This window comes from Rhizomicrobium sp. (genome assembly GCF_056722145.1).
Genome location: NZ_JBWZET010000223.1, coordinates 1 through 20,169, shown reverse-complemented (window position 1 = coordinate 20,169; position 20,169 = coordinate 1). Strand labels below are relative to the sequence as shown.

Below are 20,169 nucleotides of genomic sequence, written 5' to 3'. Positions count from 1 at the left end.
GCATTATGTTCGGCAACCCGGAGACGACGACGGGCGGCAATGCGTTGAAATTCTACTCTTCGGTGCGCCTGGACATCCGCCGGATCGGCGCCATCAAGGATCATGACGAGGTGGTGGGCAACCAGACCCGCGTCAAAGTGGTCAAGAATAAAGTCGCCCCGCCCTTTAAACAGGTCGAATTCGATATCATGTATGGACAGGGCATCTCCAAGACCGGCGAGCTCTTGGATCTCGGCGTCAAAGCCGGGATCGTGGAGAAGTCGGGGTCCTGGTTCTCCCATGATGGCACCCGCATCGGCCAGGGCCGCGAAGCCTCCAAAGCCTATCTCGCCGCCAACCCGGACGTGGCCAACGCCATCGAGGCGGCCATCCGCCAGAATGCCGGCCTGATCGGTCAGGCGCTGGCCCTCGGCAGCGAGGAGGCGGACGCCGCGGAGGGCTAGGATTTTCCCTGTCTGTTCCCTTATTGGCATGAGGGAGCGACTCCAGAGGGGGCGTGGCGGGCAACCGCTGCGCCCCTTCCCACTTGCAAGACCCGCGACAAACTGGCGGCAATGCCGCTACGGCTGCTGCCAGGATGACAACAATTTTACGGCCCGCTAAAAGGTCCTCCCATGACGAGTCTTGCTGATCTCCGCTCCGCCTTCCTGGCGTTCTTCCGCGACCGCGGACACGCCGTGGTCCCGTCCTCGCCGCTGGTGCCGCGCAACGATCCTACGCTGCTGTTCACCAACGCCGGCATGGTCCAGTTCAAGAACGTGTTCACCGGCGCCGAGAAGCGACCGTACAACCGGGCGACGACGGTGCAGAAATGCGTCCGCGCCGGCGGCAAGCACAACGATCTCGACAACGTCGGCTACACCGCCCGCCACCACACCTTCTTCGAGATGCTGGGCAACTTCTCGTTCGGCGACTACTTCAAGGAAGACGCGATCACCTTCGCCTGGGACTTCGTCACCAAGACGATCGGGCTCTCCACCGACAAGCTCTACGTCACCGTCTATCCCAAGGACGCCGAAGCCCGCACCCTTTGGAAGAAGATCGCCGGCCTTCCCGACGAGCGCATCATCAGCCATGAATCGAACCTGTGGGCGATGGGTCCGGTGGGGCCGTGCGGCTATTGCTCGGAAATCTTCATCGACCAGGGCCCCAGCCTGTGGGGCGGCCCTCCCGGCAGCCCGGAAGAAGACGGCGACCGCTTCCTCGAATTCTGGAACCTCGTGTTCATGCAGTTCGAGCAGGTGGACGAAAGCACCCGCATCGACCTGCCGCGGCCGTCGATCGACACCGGCATGGGGCTGGAGCGGCTCGCCGCCATCCTGCAGGGCGTCACCAACAATTATGACACCGACCTGTTCCGCCATTTGATCGCGGCCTCGGTGGAATTTTCCGGCACCGGCGGCAACACCGACGAGGTTCGGGCCAGCCATCGCGTCATCGCCGACCATCTGCGCGCCTCCTCGTTCCTGATCGCCGAGGGCGTGCTGCCGTCGAACGAAGGCCGCGGCTATGTCCTGCGCCGCATCATGCGCCGGGCCATGCGCCACGCTCATCTGATCGGCTCCAAGGACCCGCTGATGCACCGCCTGGTGCCGTCGCTGGTGGCCGAAATGGGCGAGGCTTATCCCGAACTCGGCCGCGGCCAGGCGCTGATCGTCGAAACCCTGAAGCTGGAAGAAACCCGCTTCCGCGAAACCCTGGCGCGCGGCCTTAAGCTGCTCGATGAAGCCACCGGCTCGCTCGGCAAGGGCGATACGCTCGACGGCGAGACCGCGTTCAAGCTCTATGACACCTTCGGCTTCCCGCTCGACCTGACCCAGGATTCGCTGCGCTCGCGCGGCATCGGCGTCGACCTCACCGGCTTCACCGACGCGATGAACCGCCAGCGGGCCGAAGCGCGCAAAGCCTGGGCCGGTTCCGGCGAAGCGGCGACCGAAGGCTCCTGGTTTGCGGTGCTCGACGAGTTCGGCAAGACCGAGTTCCTCGGCTACGACACCGAAGAGGCCGAAGGCACCGTGCTGGCGATCTTCAAGGACGGCAAGCGGGTGACCACGGCCAACGCCGGCGAAACCGTCCGTATCCTGACCAACCAAACCCCGTTCTACGGCGAATCGGGCGGTCAGGTCGGCGATCGCGGTACCGTCGCCTCGCCCAAGGCCGCCGGCACGGTGATCGATACCGAGAAGAAGCTCGGCGCCCTGACGGTGCATGTCGTGAACATCACCAAAGGCGAGATCGCGGTCGGCGATTCCCTTGACCTCAAGGTCGACGGCGAATTGCGCCGGGCGACGCGCGCCAACCATTCGGCGACCCATCTGCTGCAGGCCGCGTTGAAGCGCGTTCTCGGACCCCACATCGCCCAAAAGGGTTCCGAGGTGTCGCCCGAACACCTGCGCTTCGACTTCAGCCATCCCAAGGCGGTGAACGCCGACGAGCTGGCGGCGGTGGAAACCATGGTCAATGCCGTGATCCGCCAGAACTCCGACGTCGCCACCCGGCTGATGCCGACCGAGCAGGCGATCCAGTCCGGTGCCATGGCGCTGTTCGGCGAAAAGTACGGCGACGAAGTCCGTGTGCTGACGATGGGCCGCGATCTGGGCGAAACCGGCGGCGACAAGCCCTATTCCGTGGAACTGTGCGGCGGCACCCATGTCCACCGTCTCGGCGACATCGGCCTCTTCACCATCCTGTCGGAAAGCGCGGTCGCCTCGGGCGTGCGCCGCATCGAAGCGCTGACCTCGGAAGGGGCGCGGCAGTATCTGTCGCATCAGTCCGATCTGGCGCGCGAAGCCGCTGCCGCCTTGAAGACCAGTCCGGCCGAACTGCCGGCGCGGGTGGCGCAGCTGGCCGAGGAGCGCCGCCGTCTCGAACGCGAACTGTCGGATGCCAAGCGGGCGCTGGCGCTCGCCGGTCCCGCGAAAGGCGGCGCCGAAAGCGACGTCAAAGAGGTCGGCGGCTTCAAGCTGGTGGCCCGGGTGGTGGAAGGCGTGTCGCCGAAGGATCTGAAAGGCCTGGCCGACGAGGCCAAGACCAAGATCGGGTCCGGCGTGGTGGTTTTCGTGGCCGTCGCCGACGGCAAAGCTTCGATCGTTGTGGGCGTCACCGATGACCTGACCAAGACGGTCAGCGCGGTCGATCTGGTGCGGACGGGGGCGGAAGCTTTGGGCGGCAAGGGCGGCGGCGGCCGACCCGATATGGCCCAGGCCGGCGGTCCCGACGCGACCAAGGCGACAGCGGCGCTCGCAGCCATCGAGGCCAAACTCGCCGGTTGAGCCGATGAGACCGGCGGTCGACCGCTATCGAAGGTTCCGCCGCCGCGTTTATCTCGTGCTCGAAGGCGGCCCGGCGCACGGCTTCACCGGTGCGCTGGTGGAAGCGTTCCTGATCATCCTCATCATCGCCAATGTGGCGGCGTTCACGCTCGCCAGCGTGCCTTCCATTCGCCAGCCCTATTGGTTCGACCTCGAAGTGTTCGAGGTGTTCTCGGTGGCGGTGTTCACGGTGGAATACGCCCTGCGGCTGTGGGTTGCGGTGGAAGACCCGCTGATCCGCGAAAAAGGACGCTGGCACGGCCGGCTCAAGGCCGCCTTGAAGCCGACCATGGTGATCGATTTCCTCGCCGTGGCGCCGGTCTATTTCACGGCGTTTTTTCCGTTCCTCGATTTCCGTTTCCTGCGCATGGTGCGGCTGTTGCGCCTGATGAAGATCGCGCGCTATTCGCCGGCGCTGTCGACGCTGGGGCGCGTCGTCTCGGCCGAGCGGCGGGCGCTGTTCGGCACGCTTCTGCTCATCATGTGCGCCACCGTCTTCGCTGCCGCCGCCATGCACGCCGCGGAAGGCGCCGTCCAACCCGAGAAGTTCGGCACCATCCCGTCGGCGATGTGGTGGGCGATCACGACGCTCACCACCGTCGGGTATGGCGACGAAGTGCCGATTACCGCGCTCGGCCGCCTGATTGCCGGCTGCACCATGGTGATGGGCCTCGGCATCCTGGCGCTGCCGGTCGGCATCGTCGCCAATGGCTTCGTCAACACCATTCATCAGCGCGAATTCGTCGTCACCTTCGGCATGCTGGCGCGGGTGCCGCTGTTCAAGGATTTCGATGCCCGCCTGCTCGGCGAGGTGATGAACGTCTTGCGCAGCCAAAGCGTGGCGCGCGGCACCATCATTTCGGTCAAGGGCGCGCCGGCGCACGCGATGTATTTCATCGTCTCCGGCGAGGTCGAAGCCGAACTGCCCAACAAGCGGGTCAAGTTCGGGCCCGGCGACTTCTTCGGCGAGCTGGCGCTGCTGCACGACACCCACCGCCGCGCCACCATCGTCGCCACCACCAATTGCCGGCTGCTGGCACTGTCGGCGGAGGATTTCACCACCCTGACGCGCAAGCACCCGATGCTGCGCCTGCACATCGAGGAAGCCGCCAAGGCGCATCTGATCCGGGTCGGGCGCGGCGACATCGCCTCGGTGGAAATCGCCGCCGCCGCCCAGCGCCGCTACGAATACCGCGAAGACGACTGAGCCCCTTCCGTCTCATCGCTTCGCGATGATCCGCCTCCCCCGCGAAGTACGGGGAAGGAAAGGTCATTTCGCGAAATAGACGCAGATCTTGTTGCCGGTCGGATCGCGCAAATAGGCGCCGTAGAATTTGTCGCCTTCGGGCGGACGGAAGCCGGGACCCCCTTCGTCGCTGCCGCCAGCCGCCATGCCGGCCGCGTAGGCGGCATCGACCGCGTCCTGCGACGGCGCCTTGAACGCCAGCATGGTGCCGTTGCCACCGGTCGCCGGCTCCTTGTTGAAGGGCGGGCAGAGATAGAAATAGTGGCTGTCGGCGCCCTTGGGGCCATAGCCGATCCAGCCATTGTCGGCGAATTTGCGCTCGTCGCCGAGGTGCGCCAGCACCGCATCGTAAAACTTGCCCGATGCTTCCACGTCCAACGCGCCGATGGTCACGTATCCCAGCATGTCGCTCTCCCTGTTGGAGGAATCTTAGCCGAAGGCGCCGAACAAATCAAGAACATTCGCCTCGATGCGGCGGCTGGTCGCTCTGCTAATGCCGTGCATTCGCAGCGCTTTTTGCCGTGCAGGCGCGCATCGCCGCTTCCGCGGCGCCCAATCCGTCCACCTCAGCATGGAAGGTGCCCCAGGGCAGCTGCCAGGTCAGTATCTTGGCGGCTTCCACCTTGTGCAGGAGGGCGTCGTCGGCGACCGGCAGCATCACCAGATTCTGGAATCCAAGCGCCTCCACGGCAACCGGCGGCGCATCGTCGACGGCAAGCGTGGCGGCGATCTTGTCGCTCCACCGCGCCCAATCGGGCCGGCCGGCAATCAGCAGCAGACGGCCCTGGCCAGTCAGCGCCAGCGAGGTGTTGACCTCCGGGCTGTTGCGCCGGACGCTGCATTGGCCGGTGCCGGCGAGATTCTCGAGGATCATCCAGCCCGGCGCGCCCGGCACCGGCTTGGGGGCGTCACTCCAGATTTCCGGAAGGGTCTTGGTGCCGGCGCAATGGGCAGCCGCGTCCATCGCCATGTCGGCGCGGGTGAAACGGAAGACATAGGATTTGCCCTCGACCGTCGCGGTGAGCCGGTGGCCGAGACGCAGCGCCATGCCGATCTCGGGCGTGATGCCGAAGCCGTAGATGTGATTGGACCCCATCGCCTCCATGGCGAAGGTCTCGCCGTTGTCGAATTGCAGCGTCACATTGGTGGACTGTTTCGGTTCGGGAAAGGCCGGGTTCTGCAACAGGAGCAGATGCTGCGGCCCCACCACCGCGATGGTCAGCATGGCGCCGTCGCCGGTTTGGGGAAAATCGGCCTCGCACGCCGCGCCATCGCGCGCCAGCTGCCAGCCGTCGGGCACATCGGCGTGCGCGGCTGCCGCGGACAAAATTGCCGCCAGCACCAGGAAACCAACTGCGCGCATCACCGCCTCCGCTTGAACCGCCGTTTATAAGGCATCGGCCCGCGACAGTCCTGTGGCAGGAACGCCGCCCGCGGGACATTCACGCTAGTCGGCGCTGATTCGACAGCCTGAAGCTGTGCCCAACCGAGCGGCGCAAGGATGAAATTTGCCCCCCGTGATGAAATGCCGGAGCCGCGAGTCTTGACCGCGGCGTAACCAAACCTTCACCATAGCTCTAGCGTTACGGTTCCCCGACTCACGGGACGAAGAGGGAAGCAGGTGCAATGCCTGCGCTGCCCCCGCAACTGTAAGCGACAAGTCCTTGCCGAAGGACGCCACTGGCCAGGTTGGCCGGGAAGGCTCGGCAAGGGGTCGCGAGCCAGGAGACCTGCCGTAACCAACAAATTGTCCCCGGGCGGGGTGCACCGGCGGGTCGATCGGCTGCGTTTGCGGCCGGTGGATTTGCTCGCGCCTCTGCCCATCACGCGAAGGTTCCGTGCCATGATGGCCCGTCTTGTCTCTCCCCGCCACGTCGTCAAGCGCTCCGGCGATGTGGTGGCGTTCGATGCCGGAAAAATCCGTTCGGCGGTCGAACGCGCCGGCAAGGCGACGGGCGAATTCGATACGCCGGAAGCCGATCTCCTCGCCATCCAGGCGGTGAAGGTGCTGTCGTACCGCTTCATCGATGTTCCGCCGCACATCGAACAGGTCCAGGACGTCGTCGAACAGGTGCTGATCAGCGCCAATCACTTCGCCACCGCCCGCGCCTACATTGTCTATCGCGAGAAGCGCGCCCGCCTGCGCCAGGACAAGAAGACGGTGGTCGATGTCGAAACCTCGATCAACGAATACCTCAGCCGCGCCGACTGGCGGGTCAACGCCAATGCCAACCAGGGCTATTCGCTCGGCGGCCTGATCCTCAACGTCTCCGGCAAGATGACCGCGAACTACTGGCTGAGCCATGTCTATCCGCCGGAAGCGGGCAAGGCGCACCGCGACGGCGACATCCACATCCACGATCTCGATATGCTGGCGGGCTATTGCGCCGGCTGGTCGCTGAGGACTCTCCTCAACGAAGGCCTCAATGGCGTGCCCGGCAAGATCGAAGCGGCGCCGCCCAAGCACATGTCGAGCGCGGTCGGTCAGATCGTCAATTTCCTCGGCACCCTGCAGAACGAATGGGCCGGCGCCCAGGCGTTTTCCTCGTTCGACACCTATATGGCGCCGTTCGTGCGGAAGGACCGGATGAGCTACGAAGAGATTCGTCAGTGCATCCAGGAGCTGATCTATAACCTCAATGTGCCGTCGCGCTGGGGCACCCAGACGCCGTTCACCAACCTCACCTTCGACTGGACCTGCCCGGAAGACCTGTGCGAGCAGGTGCCGCTGATCGGCGGCGAAGAGATGGACTTCACCTACGGCGATCTGCAGGCCGAGATGGATGCCATCAACCGCGCCTACATGGACGTGATGACGACCGGCGATGCCAAGGGCCGCGTCTTCACCTTTCCGATTCCGACCTACAACATCACGCCGGACTTTCCCTGGGAGAGCGAGAACGCCGAGCGCCTGTTCGAGATGACGGCGAAATACGGCCTGCCCTATTTCCAGAACTTCCTCAATTCCGAACTGAAGCCCAACATGGTGCGCTCGATGTGCTGCCGGCTGCAGCTCGACCTCACCGAACTCTTGAAGCGCGGCAACGGCCTGTTCGGATCGGCCGAGCAGACCGGATCGGTCGGCGTCGTCACCCTCAACTGCGCCCGCCTCGGCTTCCTGCACAAGGGCGACAAGGCCGGGCTGTTCGCAGCCCTCGACACCCTCCTGGACGTCGGCCGCGCCACCCTCGAGATCAAGCGCAAGGTGATCCAGAGCCATATGGACAATGGCCTGTTCCCCTATACCAAGCGCTACCTCGGCACCCTGCGGAACCACTTCTCGACGCTCGGCGTCAACGGCATCAACGAGATGATCCGCAACTACACGGGCGATGCCGAGGACATCACGACGCCGCAAGGCTCCGCCTTCGCGCTCGAATTCCTCGACCATGTACGGGCCATGATCGTGCGCTTCCAGGAAGAGACCGGCCACCTCTACAATCTCGAAGCCACGCCGGCGGAAGGCACCACCTATCGCTTTGCGCGCGAGGACAAGAAGCGCTTCCCCGACATGCTGCAGGCGGGCACGCCCGATCAGCCCTATTACACCAACTCCAGCCAGCTGCCGGTCGGATTCACCGACGATCCCTTCGAGGCGCTGCGCCGCCAGGAGCCGCTGCAGAAGAAATATACCGGCGGCACCGTGCTGCATCTCTACATGCAGGAGCGCCTGTCGTCGGGCGAAGCCTGCAAGAAGCTGGTCAAACGGGCGCTGTCGAATTTCTCGCTGCCCTACATCACCGTGACGCCGACCTTCTCGATCTGCCCCAAGCACGGCTACATCGCCGGCGAGCATGCCTTCTGTCCCAAATGCGATGAAGCGCTCATCGCCAAGAAACTGGCCCAGGCGGCCGAATAAGGAATCCTGCCATGACCGAACATGTCGTGATCGATCCCGCCCTCCTCGACGACAGCGAACGCCAGCCCTGCGAAGTGTGGACGCGGGTGATGGGCTATCACCGCCCGGTCGCCTCGTTCAATCGCGGCAAGCAAAGCGAATTCGCCGAGCGCACCTATTTCGTCGAAGCCAAATGCGGCGGCTGATCGGTGGCTGAGCTGCGCGTCGTCTTGCGTGTTGGGGGCTTGCAGACCTGGTCGGCGTGCGACTGGCCCGGCGAACTGGCGGCGACGGTGTTCTGCCGAGGCTGCGGCTGGGCTTGCCCCTATTGCCATAACCCGCATTTAAGGCCCGCCCACGGCAACGGACCGTCATGGGCCGAGGTTGTCGCATTTCTCGATACCCGTCGCGGATTGCTCGACGGCGTCGTGTTTTCCGGCGGCGAGCCGCTGCTGCAATCGGCCCTGCCGGAGGCGCTCGCCGAGGTGCGGGCGCTCGGGTTTCGCACTGCGCTGCACACCGGAGGACCGGCACCGCAGCGGCTGGCAGCGGTGCTGCCGCTCCTCGATTGGGTCGGGTTCGACATCAAGGCGCCGTTCGCCGAATACGAAATGATCACCGGTGTCGCCGGCAGCGGCGCGGCGGCCAAGGAAAGTCTGACGCTGCTGGTCGCGAGCGGCGTGCCGCATCAATTGCGCACCACGGTTCATCCGGCGCTGCTCGACGACGCCGCGCTTGCCCGCCTCAATGCCGATCTCGCCGCCCACGGCTCAGGCCCGACCCTGGTGCAGCCGTTCCGCCCCCAGGGGTGCGATAACCCCGCCTTGGTCAATCCTCGGTCACCGGCTTGAACGTCTGATCGGCCGGATCGAGCAGCGACAGCGTGCCATCCGAAATCCTGAAGTGCGCGCCGATCAATTGGAGGTGCCTGTTCGCGACGCGCTCGGCGACGAACGGAAACGTCATCAGCCGGCCGAGCGACAGCCGGATCGATTCATATTCGACGTCGAGTTGTCCCGCACATCCGGCGCATTTGTGGATCGCTGGTGCCAGCAGATCCACCCAGTCCGACAGGAATGGCGTCGTGAGGTTATGGGTATCCAGCGCCGCCGCCACGCCGCCGCAGCTTTCGTGCCCCAGCACCACCACGCGGGCGACCTCGAGATTGATCACGGCAAACGCGATCGCCGCCGAGACGCCATGATGGCCGCCATTGGTTTCATAGGGCGGCACCACCGAGGCGACATTGCGCACCACGAACATCTCACCGGGACGCATGGAAAAGATCGCCGCCGGATCGACGCGGCTATCGCTGCACGAGATCACCAGCGTGTGCGGCTTCTGGCCTTTGGCCAAGGTGGCGTAATGGCTTTTGGCGGCCGGCCACACGTCGCGGCGAAACTGCCGGTACCCGGCGATGAGCGATTTCATGAGAGGCTTCCTGACCGAACGCCGGCGAGCCTAGCGCCTTCGCCCGGACAGGGGAAATCGCCCGCCGCCGACGCTGCCGTCAAACCGGCGGCTTTGCGGCCGAAGGGTGCGATGGCTGGCCGATTTCTGCGGCTGCCATCAGGGTTGCTTGTTGCATTCGCGCACGGCCTCCACTGCTTCGTTTGCCGCCGTCAAATCGGCTGTGAAACTCCCCCATGGGAAGCGCAGCTGCATCGAGCGGCCATGCAGCATGTGCTGCTCCAGATCCGCGGAATCGACCTCGAACAGAGCCAACACCATCATCGGCGAGACCTGAACTGTCTGCGGCGCTCCGTCGTCGATGGTGAGCGTGGCCTCCACCGTCTTGCCCGGTTCGAGCCGCCAATCCGGCCGCGCCACCGCCACCACGATGTGATCGCGGCCATTGATCATCAGCGACACGTTCACTTCGCGCCCGACCCGCCGCGCGGTGCAACCGCCGCCGCCTGGCGTAAATTGGGATACGACCCAGCCCGATATGGCGCGGGGCGCAGGCACCGCGGCGTTGGCCGCTCCAGCGCCAAACAGTATTGCAGCAACAACAGACAGGATTCTGCGCATGAAGAGGCCCCCGGGTGAGGTCCGGGAGCTTAGCGCACCTGGCGAACGCGACCGCCGTGTCAGGCCATCGCGGCTTTCAGATTCTCGTCGACCTTGTCGAGGAAGCCTTCGGTGGTCAGCCATTTCTGGTCGGGACCGACAAGGAGCGCGAGGTCCTTGGTCATGAAGCCCGATTCCACCGTCTCGACGCAGACTCTTTCGAGCGCGTGCGAAAACTCGGCGAGCGCCTCGTTGCCGTCGAGTTTGGCGCGATGGGCCAGCCCGCGGGTCCAGGCAAAGATGGAAGCGATCGAATTGGTGGAGGTCGGCTTGCCCTTCTGGTGCTCGCGGTAATGGCGCGTCACCGTGCCGTGCGCGGCCTCGGCTTCGACGATCTGGCCATCGGGCGTCATCAACACGCTGGTCATCAAACCGAGCGAGCCGAAGCCCTGCGCCACCGTATCGGACTGCACGTCGCCGTCGTAATTCTTGCAGGCCCAGACATAACCGCCCGACCATTTCAGCGCCGAGGCCACCATGTCGTCGATCAGGCGGTGCTCGTAGGTGAGGCCCTTGGCCCTGTAGGTGTCGGCGAATTCGGCGTCGAACACCTCCTGGAACAGATCCTTGAAGCGGCCGTCATAGGCTTTCAGGATGGTGTTCTTGGTCGACAGATAGAGCGGATAACCCCGCGCCAGCGCGTAATTCATCGAGGCGCGGGCGAAATCGCGGATCGACTCGTCGAGATTGTACATCCCCATCACGACGCCGGCGCCGGGCGCCTTGAACACCTCGTGCTCGATCACCTTGCCGTCGTCGCCGACGAATTTCAGCGTCAGCGTGCCGGCTCCCGGGAACTTGAAATCGGTGGCGCGGTACTGATCGCCGAAGGCATGGCGGCCGATGACGATCGGCTGGGTCCAGCCGGGAACCAGGCGCGGCACGTTCTGGCAGATGATCGGCTCACGGAAGATCACCCCGCCCAAAATGTTGCGGATGGTCCCGTTGGGCGACTTCCACATCTTCTTGAGGGAAAATTCCTTCACCCGGGCTTCGTCCGGCGTGATGGTGGCGCATTTGACGCCGACCCCGTGGCGCAGGATCGCCTCAGCCGAGTCCACCGTCACCCGGTCCTCGGTGGCGTCGCGGTGCTCCACCGAGAGGTCGTAATACTCCAGCTTCACATCAAGGTAGGGCAGGATCAGTTTCTGCTTGATCAGATCCCAGATGATGCGGGTCATCTCGTCGCCGTCGAGCTCGACGACGGGGTTGGCTACCTTGATCTTGTTCATGGGAGGCCTCGGAAGGAGTAGATTGGAGTCGTTCTAGCCAAGAGTTCACCGGGCGTCAAAGGTCTCGTGCAAACCCACGGTACAAAATGGTAAGCGGGTGCTTTCCGCTGACGCGGCAGTTCTAATATCTGGACCCTTGTGATGACCACCCCCGCCATCATCCTGTGCCGCCCGCAATTGGGCGAGAATATCGGCGCCGCCGCTCGCGCCATGAAGAATTTCGGCCTCGCGGACCTCAGGCTGGTCGCCCCCCGCGACGGCTGGCCCAATGAGAAGGCCTACGCCATGGCGGTCACCGCCAAGAGCGTGCTCGACGACGCCAAGCTCTACGATACCCTGCCCGAGGCGCTGGCCGACCTCAACGTCGTCTATGCCACCACCGCGCGCGACCGCGGCATCACCAAGGAGATCATCACCCCCGGCGAGGCGGCCAAACGCCTGCGCCGGGCGACGGTCGGCGACAAGACCGGCCTGTTGTTCGGCAACGAGCGGGCCGGGCTCGAGAACGACGATGTCTCGCTCGCCGATTGCGTCATCACCATCCCGACCGCGGAATTCGCCTCGCTCAATCTTGGCCAGGCGGTGCTGCTCTGCTGCTACGAGTGGTTCAAGATCGAAGACGACACGCCAGCTTCCAAGATCGAGCACAATCCGATCCATCGCCGCCCGACGCGCGAAGAGCTGTTCCAGCTGTTCGATCACCTCGAAGGCGAACTGACGCGCACCGGGTTTCTCTATCCGCCTGACAAGCGCGAGCATATGAGCCGCGCCATCCGCGCCACCATCCACCGCGCCCAGCTCACGTATCAAGAGGTGCAGACCCTGCGCGGCATGATCGTGGCGCTCGCCAAAGGCAAACACCGCGCCCCCCCGAAGGAGTGAGGGAGGTTAGCCTGATATCTTGCCTTGCCAGACCGGCCAGCAAGCGGGGCGGCCTTTGGCTTTGATGCCGTTGTAAAGCCGCATCTGGGCGTCTTCGGCCGAAGACCCGCGCTGGCTGACGGTGAAATCGCCGCCCGATTGACACCAGACATAGAACTGATGATTGCCGGGCGCGAAGAAGTCGGTGCCCTTCGAGGAGGTCAGGTTTTCGGCGACCGCAACGCCGGCGGCGGCAACGCCGAGGCCGACGGTTATCGCCAACCAAAACCTACGCATGCACCCCACCCTTGCGGCGGTTCATCCGCCGGTGCTTGCGCCGAGTTCCGGACCCGGACCGGCGCGTATTTCCCAACACCTTGGGGCCGAATTCAATCCCGCCCGCATTTTTGTAAAACCCACGATACACCGTTTACCGGTTATTACCATTGCCAACCGGCGCACCCGAGGTGGATTCGACGTTAAGGTGAAAGCCGCTCCGCAGTCCCGCCTGCCGCTTCCAGCAGCATGGTGATTTCCGCAGCAACGGCTTCCACCGCCGCCCGCTCGAACCCGCGCGCCACCAGCTGCACGCCATATCCGTCAGCCCGATAGACCGGATAGGAGCCGATCGCGACCTCGGGATGGCGGGCCTGGACCGTTGCCAGCGGCCCAGCGATCGCGCCTTCCGCCACACCAGCGGCGACCGTAATCGTCACCACCGGACGCCCGCGCGACAGCCGCGGCGCAACCTCATCGAGCATGGCGCGCATGATCGCGGGCACTCCCGCCAGCACGAACACAGTGTCGAGCTGAAAACCGGGCGCCGCGGACACACTGTTGCGGATCAGGCTCGCGCCAGTGGGGATGCGGGCCATGCGCTTGCGGGAATCGTTGAAATCGGCCGGATCGGCGTAGCGCGCGGCGAGCAGCGCCAGCGCCTCGGGATGGTAGTCGATCGCAACCCCGAACGCCTTGGCGACCGCGTCGGCGGTGATGTCGTCGTGGGTGGGGCCGATGCCGCCGGTGGTGAGGACGCAGCCGTAGCGCGACCGCAAGGCGTTCAAGGCGGCGACGATTTCCGCTTCGACATCGCCGACGACGCGGATTTCCCGCAAGGTTATGCCGAGATCGGCCAGAAACCGCGCGATCGTGCCCGAATTCGTGTCCTGCGTGCGACCCGACAGGATCTCGTCGCCGATCACCAGGACCGCGGCGGTGGGATTTTGGTTCATGGCGGCGATTGTGTCCTCGTCCGGCCACCCGGACTAGGGAAAACTACGGCATGGGTGGAATTGAAAGGGGTTGCACCCTAGATTAGGGGTGAAACGTCGATTAGATGCCCGAGTGATGCAAGTTTCTGAGGTCTTCGAAGCCGCCCGCAAGGCCCATTTCGCGGTGGCGCTTCATACCGAAAAGGATTTCGAGGGGATGCGCCGCGCCGGCCGTCTGGCGGCGGAGGTGCTCGACCTCATGGTGCCCGAGGTCAGGCCGGGCGTCACCACGGCCCATCTCGACAAGGTCGCCTACGACTACATCGTCAGCCATGGCGCAGTGCCGGCCTGTCTCGGCTATCGCGGCTACAAATTCACCCTCTGCACCTCGATCAACCACGTCGTCTGCCACGGCATGCCGGCCGATCGTCCCTTGAAGGACGGCGATATCGTCAACATCGACGTGACCGTGATCCTCGACGGCTGGCACGGCGATTCCAGCCGCATGTACCTGGTCGGCGAGGTCAAGCGCAAAGCCGCCCGCCTAGTCGAAATCACCTATGAATCGATGATGCGCGGCATTGCGGCGATCAAGCCCGGCGCCACCACCGGCGACATCGGCCATGCCATCCAGTCCTATGTCGAGGGCGAGGAAAAGTGCAGCGTGGTGCGCGATTTCTGCGGCCACGGCCTCGGCCAGGTGTTTCATGCCCTGCCCAACATCGTCCATTACGGCAAGCCGGGACACGGCATCGGCCTCAAGCCGGGCATGTTCTTCACCGTCGAGCCGATGATCAATCTCGGCGGCTATGGCGTGAAGGTGCTGTCGGACGGCTGGACCGCGGTCACCCGCGACCGTTCGCTCTCGGCGCAATTCGAGCACGCGGTCGGCGTCACCGAAAACGGTGTCGAGATTTTCACGCTGTCGCCCAAAGGCTGGCACAAGCCGCCCTACCTGTAGCCGCAACCAACGGCGGTTGTGATAGGATCGCTCCCGGAATCGCGGGGGTTGTCGTGCCGCCCAAATCCGATCGCTCCGTGTCCGATGTGGAAATGCCGCATTACCTCGGCCATCGCGAGCGGCTGCGCGATCGCTTCCTCGGTGCCGGTCCCGACGCCTTGCCGGATTACGAACTGCTCGAGCTGGCGCTGTTCGCGGCGGTGCCCCGGCGCGATGTCAAACCCCTCGCCAAGACCCTGATCGCCCGCTTCGGCAGCTTCGCCGAGGTGATCGCGGCGCCGCGCGAACGCCTCCTGGAAGTGGAAGGGGCCAGCATCGCAGTGGTGACCCAGCTGAAAATCGTCGAAGCCGCGGCGCGGCGTCTGGCCAAGACCCGGGTCCTGGGGCGGCCCGCCTTGGCGTCGTGGGCGGCCTTGCTCGACTATTGCGCCGCCGCCATGGCCCGGGCCCAGAAAGAGGAATTCCGGGTTCTTTTCCTGGACCGCAAGAACATCCTGATCGCCGACGAGGTGCAATCGACCGGAACCATCGACCACACCCCGGTCTATCCCCGTGAAATCGTCAAGCGGGCGCTCGAGCACGGGGCGTCGGCCTTGATCCTGGTCCACAACCATCCCTCCGGCGACCCCACCCCGTCCAAGGCCGACATCACCATGACCCGCGATGTTGCCGACGCCGCCCGGGCGCTGGGGATCGTCGTCCACGACCATGTGGTGGTCGGCCGCAGCGGGCATGTCAGCTTCAAGGCCTTGGGCTTGCTTTAAGAAAATCCGCTTAGAAGACTTCGGGGACGATCGTTCGGCTGCTATACAAGAAGCCGAAAGGTGGGGGCTGATGCAGCGGTTCATAGCCCGCCAAGCACTGCGTTTGGTGGTCGGAGTGGTGGGGGCCGGCTTGGTCGCCGCGGCAATTGCGGCCGTCGGCGAGCCCTATGCCCATAACCTGCGGGGATTCTTCGCGGCTTTCGGCAGTCACCTGTTCCATTTCATCCGCCTCGATCTCGGGGTCAGCGCCGTCAGCGGCAATGCGGTCGCCCAAGAACTCGCCCTGCACCTGCCCCAGACCCTGGCGCTGATCGCGCTCGGCGGCGCCTTCGCGCTGGTCGCCGGCGTGCCGTTCGGCCTGCTGTTCGCCCTCGGCCCGGCGCGCAAGCTGGCCGCCCCGCTGATCCAGGTGATCACGGCGACGCCGGTGTTCTGCTCCGGCCTCGCCCTCGCCTTCCTGGCGGCTGAAGGGCTCGGCTGGCCGGTCAGCGTCAACGCGACGGTCGGCTCTGCGGTGCCGCCGGACCAGCTCTGGCCGATTCTCGCCCTGCCGGTGGTGACCGTCGGCCTGGCCGGCGCCTCGGCGGTGCAGCTGGTGCTCAGGCGAGCCTCGAGCCAATCGAGCGGCCAGGCCTTCCGCACCGGGCTCAAGCGGATGGGGCTCGGCGTCGTTGAAATCGAGACGCTCTACGTCCTGCCGCAGATCGTCGCCTGCCTGTTCGCCGGCGCCCGCGAAATCGTGCTGGCGCTGGCCTCGGCCACCGTGGTCGCGGAATGGGTGTTCCACCGCGACGGCGCCGCCGACCTGTTCGTCAAATCGGTCGCCCTGGCCGACTGGAATCTGGCCGCCATCCTGGTTTTCCTGTTCGCGCTTTTGACCATCCTGAGCGACGTCCTCGGCACCGTGGTGGCCCGCGCCATGACCCCGGGAGGGCGGCCATGAGCGGGCGCGACAGCTCCACCACGGGCCTCATCCTGCGCAGCGCCGGCTGGTTCGGACTGGGGCTGCTGGCGCTGGTGGTGCTGCTCAGCGATTTCCTCGCCCATGCCCCTGCCGGCACGCTGATGACCGGCGCCGTCTTGAGCCCGCCGTCGGAACCGCATCCCTTCGGCACCGACCTGCTCGGCCGCGACGTTTTCAGCGAGACCTTGCACGGGCTTGCCGTCACCGGCGTCGATGCGGTGCTGGCGGCCATGATCGCCATCGTCGCCGGCGGGCTGTTCGGTGCCGTCGCGGTGCGGCTGCCGCGCGGCCTCGCCCTGGTGTTCCGCGGCCTTTGGGGCGTCTTGGCGGCGGTGCCGGCGCTGCTCCTCGCCATCCTGATGATCGGGCTGCTCGGCCACGACTTTGTCATCCTCGCCGCCGGACTCGCCACCGCCCCGCTCGGCTTCGTGCGCGCCTTCGACGCCGTCGACCTGCAGTCCAGCCACGCCACCTATGCCCGTGCCACCGGCATTCCCGGCATGACCCTCTTGAAGCGTGACCTCACCTATGAATTCCGCCATCTGCTCGGCAGCGTCGTCGCCCGCGCCCTGGCGGCGGTGACGATTCTGCTGTCGACCGCCTCCTTCCTCGGTTTCGGCGCGACCCCGCCGGCCCGCGACCTTGGGCTCATCATCGCCGCCGCCAAAATCAGCTATTTTTCCGCCTGGTGGACGGCGGCCTTCCCGGCGCTCGCACTGGTGATCCTGATCCTGTGCGCGCGGCTGGCCGCCGGACTCGGCGAAGGGGAGCGGGCATGAGCGAACCGCTGCTCGAACTGAACCAACTGACCGTCAGCCATGCCGGCGTGCGCACCCTCGACCGGCTGTCGCTGACGCTTGACCGCGGCGACAGCGCCATCGTCCTCGGCGAAGAGGGCTCCGGCAAAGACGCGCTGCTGCGCGTCCTCGGCGGCTTTCCCGACAAGGCCGACGTCATCTCGGGCACCATCCGCTTTGCCGCCAGCGAGCCCCGCTCCGCCGCCAAGCGCCTGAAACCGCCGATCCGCGTCGCCTATCTGCCCAATCCGCTGGCCGGCCCCTTGTCGCCGCATTCGAGCGTGCTGAAACAGCTGGTGCGCATCGTGGCGCGCAAGCTGGGGGCGCCGTTCGGCAGCGCCCGCGAAGAACTGCGTCTCGCCCTCGAGCGCTTTGCCACCGCGGTGACGCTGCCACTGCTCGATGCCAAGCCGGCCCAGCTCGATCCGGTGACGCTCGCCATCGGCCTTCTCGCCGCGGTCAGTGCCCAGACCCCCGACCTTGTCCTTGCCGACCATCCCTTCGCCGACCTCGGTCCCACCGCGGTCAAACTGATGATGGGGCTCTTGAAACAGGAGCATCGCCGGCTCGCCTTTGCGCTTCTCTATGCCACCGGCGGATTGCAGGCGGCGACGCGGATCGGCGGCCGGGTGCTGGTGCTGCGCGCCGGGCGGGTGGTGGAAGAAGGCGAAGCGGCGCGACTGATGAGCGGCCACGCCCACGCCTATACCAAGACCCTGTTCAAGGCGCTGCCGCAGCTCAACCTCGATCCGCCCAAGCCGCGCACGGCCGCGGCGCGCGGCCAGCCCTTGTTGCAGGTGCACGGACTGTCGTTCCAGCCCAAGACGCCGATGCGCGACGGGCTGACCTTCGAGCTCCGGCGCGGCGCTTCGCTGGCCCTGGTCGGCGAGGCGGGGTCCGGGCGGCGGGCGCTGCTGCGCGCCCTGCTCGGCTTCGACAAAGCCCCGAGCGGGCGGGTGTTGTTCGATGCCGTCGATCTCTACCGCCTGTCGGAAGCCATGGCGGCGCGCATCCGCCGGCGCATCGCCTTCGTCACCGGCGAGGACGATTCGCTCGATCCGCGCATGACCATCCATGAAACGGTCGACGAGCCCTTGCGCGCCCACCTCAGCCTGACCCGCGAACTCATCGCCGGCTATCGCGATGCCGCCTTGAAGCGGGTGGGGCTTGCCAGTCATGCGGGAAAGCGCACCGTCGCTTCGCTCTCCCCGTTCGACAAGCGCCGGCTGCAGGTGGCGCGTGCCTTCGTCGCCGCCCCGCTGCTGGTGGTGGTCGACGAGCCCTTGAAGGGGCTGGACGCCTTCGCCCAGACCATCATGCGCGAAGTGCTGATCGATTTCCGCGCCACCCAGGGCCCCGCCTTCCTGGTGGTGACCAGCGACTTCACCGTCGCCCAGGCGCTGGCCGACGACGCCATGGTGTTCCACGACGGCAAGATCGCCGAACGCGGCTCGATTGCCCATATCGTGCGCGAGCCCAAGCACGACGCCTCCAAGGCGCTGATCCAGGCGGTGCTGCCGAGCGATCTTCCGCCGGATGAAGGTTCGGTTTAGGGTCCGCCCGATTCCCGAGGATGTCAGGAAAATGATCCCGCGCTACGCCCGCGCCGACATGACCGCGATCTGGTCGGCCGAAACCAAGTTCCGCATCTGGTTCGAAATCGAGGCCCATGCCGCCACCGCGCTCGCCCAGCTCGGCGTCATTCCCGAAAGCGCCGCCAAGACGGTGTGGGAAAAAGGCTCGGTCGCGACCTTCAATGTCGAGCGCATCGACGAGATCGAACGCGAGGTCAAACACGACGTCATCGCCTTCCTCACCCACCTTTCGGAAATCGTCGGACCGGAGGCGCGCTTCGTCCATCAGGGCATGACCTCCTCGGACGTGCTCGACACCTGCCTTGCGGTACAGATGAGCCGCGCCGCCGATCTTCTCATTGCCGATGTCGACAAGCTGCTGGAAGCGCTGAAGACCCGCGCGCTGGAACACAAGCTGACCCCGACCATCGGGCGCAGCCACGGCATCCATGCCGAACCGACGACGTTCGGGCTCAAGCTCGCCGGCTATTACGCCGAGTTCCAGCGGGCCCGCGCGCGCCTCGTCACCGCCAAGGAAGAGATCGCGACCTGCGCCATTTCGGGGCCGGTCGGCACCTTCGCCAGCGTCGCGCCGCAGGTGGAAGAATACGTTGCGGCGCAATTGGGCCTCAAAGTGGAACCGGTTTCCACCCAAGTGATTCCGCGCGACCGCCATGCCGCCTTCTTCGCCGCGCTGGCCGTGGTTGCCTCCTCGCTCGAGCGGCTGGCAGTGGAAATCCGCCATCTGCAGCGCACCGAAGTGTTGGAAGCCGAGGAATATTTTTCGCCCGGCCAGAAGGGCTCGTCGGCGATGCCGCACAAGAGAAACCCGATCCTGTCGGAGAACGTCACCGGCCTTGCCCGCATGGTGCGCTCGGCGGTGATCCCGGCGCTGGAAAACGTGGCGCTGTGGCACGAGCGCGATATCTCGCATTCCTCGGTGGAGCGCTACATCGGCCCCGATGCCACCATCACGCTCGACTTCGCACTGGCCCGCATGACCGGCCTGATGGCGAAGCTGGTGGTCTATCCCGAGCACATGCTGGCCAACCTCAATCGCACCCATGGCGTCGTCAACAGCCAGCGGGTGATGCTGGCGCTGACCCAAAAGGGATTGCCGCGCGAAGTCGCCTATCGCCTGGTGCAGAAGAACGCCATGCGCGCCTTCAACGGCGAAGGCGCCCTCCTCGATCTGTTGAAGGCCGATGCCGACGTTTCCGCTGCCCTGTCGGTCGCCGAGTTGGAATCGCTGTTCGACCTTGGCTTCCATCTGAAAAACGTCGACACGATCTTCGCCCGCGTGTTCGGCTAAACGCCGGATCCGGATCACCGTCCCAACC

The 20,169-nt window shown here is 65.5% G+C and carries 20 protein-coding genes and 1 riboswitch; of the genes, 13 read left to right on the top strand and 7 right to left on the bottom strand.

From position 1 onward, the window contains the following. The 3 genes from AC1P6P_RS12225 to AC1P6P_RS12215 form a co-directional block, all read left to right on the top strand. Positions 1-443: recombinase RecA family protein (locus AC1P6P_RS12225; protein ID WP_481402718.1), on the top strand; the 443-nt coding region annotated here is incomplete at its 5' end. Positions 444-614: 171 nt separating this feature from the next. Then, positions 615-3,272 (top strand): alanine--tRNA ligase, encoded by a 2,658-nt coding sequence (alaS, locus tag AC1P6P_RS12220; protein WP_481402717.1) that lies wholly within the window; start codon positions 615-617, stop codon positions 3,270-3,272. Between the two features lie 4 nt (positions 3,273-3,276). Further along, positions 3,277-4,518 (top strand): cyclic nucleotide-gated ion channel, encoded by a 1,242-nt coding sequence (locus AC1P6P_RS12215; RefSeq protein WP_481402716.1) that lies wholly within the window; start codon positions 3,277-3,279, stop codon positions 4,516-4,518. Positions 4,519-4,581: 63 nt separating this feature from the next. Here the strand turns inward: AC1P6P_RS12215 and AC1P6P_RS12210 are convergent, their stop codons facing one another. Both AC1P6P_RS12210 and AC1P6P_RS12205 read right to left on the bottom strand, forming a co-directional pair. Beyond that, a complete protein-coding gene (locus tag AC1P6P_RS12210; RefSeq protein ID WP_481402715.1) occupies positions 4,582-4,962 on the bottom strand; it encodes a VOC family protein in 381 nt (126 codons plus the stop codon). 85 nt (positions 4,963-5,047) lie between these two features. Then, the gene (locus AC1P6P_RS12205) at positions 5,048-5,920 is read right to left on the bottom strand and encodes a hypothetical protein (RefSeq protein ID WP_481402714.1); all 873 of its coding nucleotides are present in this window, start codon (positions 5,918-5,920) and stop codon (positions 5,048-5,050) included. A 206-nt stretch (positions 5,921-6,126) separates the two neighbouring features. Next, a riboswitch (cobalamin riboswitch) is annotated at positions 6,127-6,309 on the top strand. Between the two features lie 91 nt (positions 6,310-6,400). On the opposite strand from AC1P6P_RS12205, the gene AC1P6P_RS12200 reads away from it, so the two are divergent. Genes AC1P6P_RS12200 through AC1P6P_RS12190 form a run of 3 tightly spaced genes read left to right on the top strand, consistent with a single transcriptional unit; the run spans position 6,401 to position 9,246 of the window. Beyond that, complete coding sequence (locus AC1P6P_RS12200) at positions 6,401-8,416, top strand: ribonucleoside triphosphate reductase (protein ID WP_481402713.1); 2,016 nt, start codon at positions 6,401-6,403, stop codon at positions 8,414-8,416. A gap of 11 nt (positions 8,417-8,427) precedes the next feature. Beyond that, complete coding sequence (nrdD, locus tag AC1P6P_RS12195; protein ID WP_481402712.1) at positions 8,428-8,601, top strand: anaerobic ribonucleoside-triphosphate reductase; 174 nt, start codon at positions 8,428-8,430, stop codon at positions 8,599-8,601. A 3-nt stretch (positions 8,602-8,604) separates the two neighbouring features. Further along, positions 8,605-9,246: an anaerobic ribonucleoside-triphosphate reductase activating protein gene (locus tag AC1P6P_RS12190; RefSeq protein WP_481402711.1), complete on the top strand. Its 642-nt coding sequence runs from the start codon at positions 8,605-8,607 to the stop codon at positions 9,244-9,246. Here the strand turns inward: AC1P6P_RS12190 and AC1P6P_RS12185 are convergent. From AC1P6P_RS12185 to AC1P6P_RS12175, 3 genes are all read right to left on the bottom strand, one after another. Then, entirely contained in the window at positions 9,224-9,826 is a 603-nt protein-coding gene (locus AC1P6P_RS12185; RefSeq protein WP_481402710.1) for a carbonic anhydrase, read from the bottom strand. The genes AC1P6P_RS12190 and AC1P6P_RS12185 overlap by 23 nt on opposite strands. A gap of 138 nt (positions 9,827-9,964) precedes the next feature. Next, entirely contained in the window at positions 9,965-10,426 is a 462-nt protein-coding gene (locus AC1P6P_RS12180; protein ID WP_481402709.1) for a hypothetical protein, read from the bottom strand. 59 nt (positions 10,427-10,485) lie between these two features. Further along, positions 10,486-11,697, bottom strand: coding sequence for an NADP-dependent isocitrate dehydrogenase (locus AC1P6P_RS12175; protein ID WP_481402708.1), 1,212 nt, complete (start codon positions 11,695-11,697; stop codon positions 10,486-10,488). 141 nt (positions 11,698-11,838) lie between these two features. On the opposite strand from AC1P6P_RS12175, the gene AC1P6P_RS12170 reads away from it, so the two are divergent. Beyond that, positions 11,839-12,579, top strand: a complete 741-nt coding sequence (locus tag AC1P6P_RS12170) for an RNA methyltransferase (RefSeq protein WP_481402707.1) — start codon at positions 11,839-11,841, stop codon at positions 12,577-12,579. A 6-nt stretch (positions 12,580-12,585) separates the two neighbouring features. Here the strand turns inward: AC1P6P_RS12170 and AC1P6P_RS12165 are convergent, their stop codons facing one another. Then, positions 12,586-12,855 (bottom strand): hypothetical protein, encoded by a 270-nt coding sequence (locus AC1P6P_RS12165; protein WP_481402706.1) that lies wholly within the window; start codon positions 12,853-12,855, stop codon positions 12,586-12,588. Positions 12,856-13,037: 182 nt separating this feature from the next. Then, on the bottom strand, positions 13,038-13,790 hold the full coding sequence (locus tag AC1P6P_RS12160) for a competence/damage-inducible protein A (protein ID WP_481402705.1): 753 nt from the start codon (positions 13,788-13,790) through the stop codon (positions 13,038-13,040). Between the two features lie 115 nt (positions 13,791-13,905). On the opposite strand from AC1P6P_RS12160, the gene map reads away from it, so the two are divergent. From map to purB, 6 genes are all read left to right on the top strand, one after another. Next, on the top strand, positions 13,906-14,730 hold the full coding sequence (gene map / locus AC1P6P_RS12155; RefSeq protein ID WP_481402704.1) for a type I methionyl aminopeptidase: 825 nt from the start codon (positions 13,906-13,908) through the stop codon (positions 14,728-14,730). Between the two features lie 92 nt (positions 14,731-14,822). Further along, complete coding sequence (gene radC, locus AC1P6P_RS12150) at positions 14,823-15,494, top strand: RadC family protein (RefSeq protein WP_481402719.1); 672 nt, start codon at positions 14,823-14,825, stop codon at positions 15,492-15,494. A gap of 70 nt (positions 15,495-15,564) precedes the next feature. Further along, a complete protein-coding gene (locus tag AC1P6P_RS12145) occupies positions 15,565-16,437 on the top strand; it encodes an ABC transporter permease subunit (RefSeq protein WP_481402703.1) in 873 nt (290 codons plus the stop codon). Next, positions 16,434-17,237, top strand: a complete 804-nt coding sequence (locus AC1P6P_RS12140) for a hypothetical protein (protein WP_481402702.1) — start codon at positions 16,434-16,436, stop codon at positions 17,235-17,237. The genes AC1P6P_RS12145 and AC1P6P_RS12140 overlap by 4 nt, the downstream gene beginning before the upstream one ends. Continuing rightward, positions 17,234-18,808: an ABC transporter ATP-binding protein gene (locus AC1P6P_RS12135; RefSeq protein ID WP_481402701.1), complete on the top strand. Its 1,575-nt coding sequence runs from the start codon at positions 17,234-17,236 to the stop codon at positions 18,806-18,808. Before AC1P6P_RS12140 ends, AC1P6P_RS12135 begins: the two co-directional genes overlap by 4 nt. Before the next feature lie 31 nt (positions 18,809-18,839). Continuing rightward, complete coding sequence (purB, locus tag AC1P6P_RS12130) at positions 18,840-20,141, top strand: adenylosuccinate lyase (RefSeq protein ID WP_481402700.1); 1,302 nt, start codon at positions 18,840-18,842, stop codon at positions 20,139-20,141. Positions 20,142-20,169 lie beyond the last annotated feature (28 nt).

Excerpts from the sequence above, each read along its gene's own strand:
- radC (WP_481402719.1), top strand. The coding sequence starts at position 14,823 with ATGCCGCATTACCTCGGCCATCGCGAGCGGCTGCGCGATCGCTTCCTC.
- AC1P6P_RS12145 (WP_481402703.1), top strand. The coding sequence starts at position 15,565 with ATGCAGCGGTTCATAGCCCGCCAAGCACTGCGTTTGGTGGTCGGAGTG.
- AC1P6P_RS12200 (WP_481402713.1), top strand. The coding sequence starts at position 6,401 with ATGATGGCCCGTCTTGTCTCTCCCCGCCACGTCGTCAAGCGCTCCGGC.
- map (WP_481402704.1), top strand. The coding sequence starts at position 13,906 with ATGCAAGTTTCTGAGGTCTTCGAAGCCGCCCGCAAGGCCCATTTCGCG.
- nrdD (WP_481402712.1), top strand. The coding sequence starts at position 8,428 with ATGACCGAACATGTCGTGATCGATCCCGCCCTCCTCGACGACAGCGAA.
- AC1P6P_RS12160 (WP_481402705.1), bottom strand. The coding sequence starts at position 13,790 with ATGAACCAAAATCCCACCGCCGCGGTCCTGGTGATCGGCGACGAGATC.
- AC1P6P_RS12180 (WP_481402709.1), bottom strand. The coding sequence starts at position 10,426 with ATGCGCAGAATCCTGTCTGTTGTTGCTGCAATACTGTTTGGCGCTGGA.
- AC1P6P_RS12135 (WP_481402701.1), top strand. The coding sequence starts at position 17,234 with ATGAGCGAACCGCTGCTCGAACTGAACCAACTGACCGTCAGCCATGCC.
- AC1P6P_RS12185 (WP_481402710.1), bottom strand. The coding sequence starts at position 9,826 with ATGAAATCGCTCATCGCCGGGTACCGGCAGTTTCGCCGCGACGTGTGG.
- AC1P6P_RS12215 (WP_481402716.1), top strand. The coding sequence starts at position 3,277 with ATGAGACCGGCGGTCGACCGCTATCGAAGGTTCCGCCGCCGCGTTTAT.
- AC1P6P_RS12210 (WP_481402715.1), bottom strand. The coding sequence starts at position 4,962 with ATGCTGGGATACGTGACCATCGGCGCGTTGGACGTGGAAGCATCGGGC.
- alaS (WP_481402717.1), top strand. The coding sequence starts at position 615 with ATGACGAGTCTTGCTGATCTCCGCTCCGCCTTCCTGGCGTTCTTCCGC.
- AC1P6P_RS12140 (WP_481402702.1), top strand. The coding sequence starts at position 16,434 with ATGAGCGGGCGCGACAGCTCCACCACGGGCCTCATCCTGCGCAGCGCC.
- AC1P6P_RS12175 (WP_481402708.1), bottom strand. The coding sequence starts at position 11,697 with ATGAACAAGATCAAGGTAGCCAACCCCGTCGTCGAGCTCGACGGCGAC.
- purB (WP_481402700.1), top strand. The coding sequence starts at position 18,840 with ATGATCCCGCGCTACGCCCGCGCCGACATGACCGCGATCTGGTCGGCC.
- AC1P6P_RS12205 (WP_481402714.1), bottom strand. The coding sequence starts at position 5,920 with ATGCGCGCAGTTGGTTTCCTGGTGCTGGCGGCAATTTTGTCCGCGGCA.
- AC1P6P_RS12165 (WP_481402706.1), bottom strand. The coding sequence starts at position 12,855 with ATGCGTAGGTTTTGGTTGGCGATAACCGTCGGCCTCGGCGTTGCCGCC.
- AC1P6P_RS12170 (WP_481402707.1), top strand. The coding sequence starts at position 11,839 with ATGACCACCCCCGCCATCATCCTGTGCCGCCCGCAATTGGGCGAGAAT.